The sequence below is a fragment of the Ferrovibrio sp. genome (genome assembly GCF_035304305.1).
In the GTDB taxonomy this organism is placed as follows: Bacteria; Pseudomonadota; Alphaproteobacteria; order Ferrovibrionales; family Ferrovibrionaceae; genus Ferrovibrio.
The window spans coordinates 1-4,553 of sequence record NZ_DATGQG010000068.1 but is presented as its reverse complement, the minus strand read 5'-3'; the positions used below and the strand labels follow the sequence as shown (position 1 = coordinate 4,553).

Below are 4,553 nucleotides of genomic sequence, written 5' to 3'. Positions count from 1 at the left end.
TCGCCCGGCTCCAACGCAATGGTGGTGATCTGTCCGACTGCGGCATAGACCTGATAGAGCGCGCCTTCGCTCCACGGATAGATCTGGATGGCGTTGTAGTAGCCTTCGCGGCGCGGCTCGACGCGGGCGGCTGCATTGGCGTTCTCGACACGGCCGGCCGGCGTGGCGGCAGCCTGTCCGCCTCGCGCCACAGTCCAGGCCGGCGGCACATGCAGCGGCCGGGGTGTGTCGTCGGTCGCGGCCTCCTGCGCCACGGGTAACGGCGGCACCTCGGCGTCGTAGCTCCATTGCGGCGTCCGGTTGGTGGCGCAGCCGGCCAGCATGGTGGCGGACAGGAGCAATGCGGAAACGGCCGGTTTGCTGATGACGCGCGTCATTGGCTCATCTCCCGCGACCAGTTGATTGCGTTGACATAGATGCCGAGCGGGTTTGCGCGCAGGCGCTCGGCGTCGCGCGGCGTCTGGATGACGATGGTCAGGATCGCGGTCCATCGCTCGGTGGTGGAAAGCTGGCCGTTCTCGTAGTGCCGTTCGGTCCAGGCGACGCGGAAGCTGTTCGGGGACGCCCGGATGACGCTCGACACCTCGACGGCGACCTGGCTCCGGCCGACGCGGGTGAAGGGGTCGTTGGCCCGCGCATAATCGTTCAAGGCCGCCGCGCCCCGGTCGGTGGTGAACTCATAGGCGCGAAGCCAGTTCTGGCGGACGATGATGGCGTCGGCCGGAATCGACCGGACCTGCTCGATGAAGCGGCCGAGATGCCATGCGATCTGCGGATCGGTGGGGCGGTAGTCGGCGACGGCCGGTGCGACGGTCTGCGCCTGCCCGAGATTATCGACCTGCACCACCCAGGGCACCACGGTCCCGCGTGCGGACTGCCACACCAGCGCCGAGGCGAAACCCGCCGAAAGAATCAGGGAGCCGAAGGCCATGAGACGCCAGTTCCTCGCCTGCACGCGGGCCGAGCCGATGCGCTCGTCCCAGACTTGAGCGGCCTTCTGATAGGGCGTCTTGGGTTCCGGCGATTTGCCGTAGTGGGTTGCTGGTCGTTTGAAGATGTTCATGAGCGGTCGCTTTCGGAAAGGTTGACGGAGGAACCGCCGCCATGGCTGTCGCCGGAACGCACTGCATGGGCGGCCATGGTGGCGCCGTGGTTGAGGGCCTGCCGGCGCTGCATCCGCTGCGCCCAGGCGGGAGGACCGCCGGCCGGGCCGGACGGCGCGGCGGGGGGATCGGCGCTTACGCCGCCCACCGTTCCCATGGACGATGTGCCGCCACCGGCGGCAAAGCCCGCGCGTGCGCCAGCGGTGAAGCTGGATTTGATGCTTTCGCTGGCGCGCGCGGCGGCGCGTTTCAGGGGCGAGATGGCCGCCGATCCTGCGGCGCGCGCAACGCCGCCGAGGCCGGAGGCGACGCCTGCCGCGCCGGACTGGCCGAGCGAGCCGACGCTGTAGGCTGCGCTCGCCGCGCCTGCGGCGGTCGCGCCGCCCCGAACGGCGGCGGCTCCACCGGACATGGCGGCAGCGCCACTCTTGATGGCGAGACCGGCCGCACCGCCTGCGGCAAGGGCGGCCCCCCCTACGGCAAGCCCGGTACCGACGGCTGATCCCGCGCCGAGTTGCGGACCGCCGCTCACGAGACCGGAGGCGATACCGGGACCGAAGATGCCGAGGCCGAGCAGCGAGAGGGCGGCGAGCACGATCGCCATGGCATCGTCGATGGTCGGGGTCTGCCCGCCGAAGCCGGCCGTGAATTGCGAAAACAGCGTCGAGCCGATGCCGATGATGACGGCAAGGACCATCACCTTGATGCCGGACGAGACGACATTGCCAAGCACGCGCTCGGCTATGAAGGCGGTCTTACCGAACAGGCCGAAGGGGATGAGGACAAAGCCTGCGAGCGTGGTCAGCTTGAACTCGATGAGCGTCACAAAAAGCTGGACCGCGAGGATGAAGAAGGCAAGCAGCACCAGCGCCCAGGCGAACATCAGACAGGCGATCTGGATGAAGTTCTCGAAGAACGACCAGTAGCCCATGAGGTCGGAAATCGACTCGAGCAGCGGCCTGCCGGCGTCGAGGCCGGTCTGCGCGACGCGACCGGGGCGCATGAGATCTGCGGCCGAGAGGCCGGTTCCCGAGGCTTGCAGCCCGAGACCGGCGAAGCTCTCGAAGACGATCCGCGCCAGACTGTTCCAGTTGCCGATGAGATAGGCGAAGACGCCGACGAACAGGGTCTTCTTCACCAGCCGGGCGATGATGTCGTCATCCGCGCCCCATGCCCAAAAGAGCGCGGCAAGCGTCACGTCGATGACGATGAGGGTCGAGGCGATGAACACCACCTCGCTGCCGAGCAGGCCGAAGCCGGAATCTATGTAGCTGGTGAAGACCCCTAGAAAGGAGTCTATGACGCCGGTTCCGCCCATGGGCTATGGCCCTTCGTCTTGCCGGGAAGCGTCTGGTTCGGGTGTGCGGCCCAGGAAGCGGTCGCGGCTTTCGGCCCATGTTGAAAGACACGCGGGATCGCTCACGGCCGCCTCGCCGAGTTGCTGGCACCGGCGCAGGCTCTGGCGCAGCGGATCAGCCAGGGGCTGGAGCGCCGGAGCCGGCCGGAATGGCGCGGGATCGTCCCTGCGCGACATCTCGACCACCGTGGTGGTGATGGCGATGGCGACGAATATGACCGCACCGAGCCGGGCGAGCATCCCGGTGTCCATGAGCGCTCCTCCCGTCGCTCAGTTGTTGCCGTTGTTGAACATCTGCGCGTTGCCGGGCTGGTAGCCGCTGCCCGGCGTCAGGAAGCGCTCGCGCTGGATGCGGCCCTGTTCGGCGGCGGTGGCGCGCTCGGCCTCGATCAGCGCTTCGGCCCTGCCGTTGGCCGACATCAGCGCGATCAGGTCGGAAAGCTGCTGCGACTGGAGAGCGAGAAGCTGGTTGCCGGCCTGCGTGGCTTGCAGCGCGCCGGCAGCATTCTGGCTCTGGCCGATGAGTGCAGCCAGTTCGGCGCGGTTGGTGTCGATGTTGCCGACAACGCCGGCCTGCACGCGCAGGGCGTCCTGCAAGCCGCCCACGGTGTTTTCCCAGCGGGCACGCGCATCGGCGACGAGTTGCTGGTCGGTGGTCGACAGTGAAACGCTGCCATATTGGCTCTGGAACGCCTGGTCGATGCTCTGCACCTCGAAAGCGATGTTCTGCGCCTGATTGAGAAGCTGCTGCGTACGGCTGACGTTCTGCTGAATCTGCTGAAGAGCGCTGTAGGGCAGGCTCGCCAGGTTCCGGGCCTGATTGATGAGCATCTGCGCCTCGTTCTGAAGGCTGCGGATCTGATTGTTGATCTGCTCCAGAGTCCGTGCGGCTGTGAGAACGTTCTGCGCATAGTTGGACGGGTCATAGACGATGCGGCCGAAGCCAAAGAGCGCCAGCGCTGGACTTGCCAGCATGGGCGACAGGGCTACCGGCATGGCGAGCGCCAGCGCGACCATGGATACGCCGGCGATACGGGGGACGGGAACACGGATCATCGAAGAGGCTCCTTTCCTGCGGTGGTCTCTGGCGCCGCCGGCGCGGCGGTTTCCGGCCGGCCGCCAAGGTTGGTGAGGCTGGGAATGAGGTCGGCCGCCCAGTCGACGCCGCGATGGCGCAGCCAGGCGTCAAGGAACCCGTCACGTCCGTGCTCCTTGAAGATGCGCGCGATCTCGGACTGATCGGATTTGGCGGAGGCGGCACAGAGCGCGAGGCCGACTTCGGACAGGCCCAGCTCGAACAGCCGGTTGCCGCGGCGGCTCTGGCAGTAGTAGTCCCGCTTCGGGATTGCCCGCGCCAGAATCTCGATCTGGCGGTCATTGAGGCCGAACCGCCTGTAGATGGCCGTGATCTGCGGCTCGATGGCCCGCTCGTTGGGCAGCATGATCCGCGTTTGGCAGCTCTCGATGATGGCGGGGGCAATGGTGCTCTGTTCGAGCTGCGCCAGCGATTGGGTGGCGAAGATGACGCTGGCGTTCTTCTTTCTGAGCGTAACCAGCCATTCGCCCAATTGCCTTGAGAAGGCCGGATCGCCGAGCGCCAGCCAACCCTCGTCCACCACGATCATCGTGGGGCGGCCGTCGAGGCGGTCGGCGATCCTGTGGAACAGGTAGGCGAGGACGGCGGGCGCCGCGCCAGTCTCAAGCAAACCTTCGGTCTCGAAGGCGGCAACCGGAGCATCGCCGAGATTTTCGGTCTCCGCGTCGAGCAGCCGCCCGTAGGGGCCGCCGACGCAATAGGGTTGCAGGGTGAGCTTGAGTTCACTGGACTGGAGCAGGACGGACAGGCCGGTCAGGGTGCGTTCCTCGACCGGCGCGGAGGCGAGCGAGGAAAGCGCGGTCCAGATATGCTCCTTGGCCTCGGGCGTGACCGTCAGCCCCTCGCGCGTGAGGATCGCCGCGATCCAGTCGGCGGCCCAGGCGCGATCCTGCGCGTGCCCGATACGGGCGAGCGGCTGGAGCAGGACCGGAGCGTCCGCGCCTTCGGTCAGGCGTCCGCCGAGGTCGTGCCAGTCGCCGCCCATCGCCAGCGTGGC

4 protein-coding genes and 2 pseudogenes are annotated in these 4,553 nt (G+C 67.4%); all 6 read right to left on the bottom strand.

Features of this window, described 5'->3' with window-relative positions; all coding sequences use genetic code 11:
- Positions 1 to 377 (bottom strand): annotated as a pseudogene (locus tag VKZ87_RS08745) (P-type conjugative transfer protein TrbG); the annotation flags it as partial.
- Positions 374 to 1,063 carry a conjugal transfer protein TrbF gene (trbF, locus tag VKZ87_RS08740; RefSeq protein ID WP_324220867.1) on the bottom strand — a complete coding sequence of 230 codons (690 nt, stop codon included), beginning with the start codon at positions 1,061 to 1,063 and terminating at the stop codon, positions 374 to 376. The pseudogene VKZ87_RS08745 and the gene trbF, both read right to left, overlap by 4 nt.
- Positions 1,060 to 2,421 carry a P-type conjugative transfer protein TrbL gene (gene trbL, locus VKZ87_RS08735; RefSeq protein ID WP_324220866.1) on the bottom strand — a complete coding sequence of 454 codons (1,362 nt, stop codon included), beginning with the start codon at positions 2,419 to 2,421 and terminating at the stop codon, positions 1,060 to 1,062. Before trbL ends, trbF begins: the two co-directional genes overlap by 4 nt.
- A 3-nt stretch (positions 2,422 to 2,424) precedes the next feature.
- The gene (trbK-alt, locus tag VKZ87_RS08730; RefSeq protein ID WP_324220865.1) at positions 2,425 to 2,712 is read right to left on the bottom strand and encodes a putative entry exclusion protein TrbK-alt; all 288 of its coding nucleotides are present in this window, start codon (positions 2,710 to 2,712) and stop codon (positions 2,425 to 2,427) included.
- Between the two features lie 18 nt (positions 2,713 to 2,730).
- Positions 2,731 to 3,516, bottom strand: coding sequence for a P-type conjugative transfer protein TrbJ (gene trbJ / locus VKZ87_RS08725; protein ID WP_113501328.1), 786 nt, complete (start codon positions 3,514 to 3,516; stop codon positions 2,731 to 2,733).
- Positions 3,513 to 4,553, bottom strand: a pseudogene (locus VKZ87_RS08720) (conjugal transfer protein TrbE); the annotation flags it as partial. The gene trbJ and the pseudogene VKZ87_RS08720, both read right to left, overlap by 4 nt.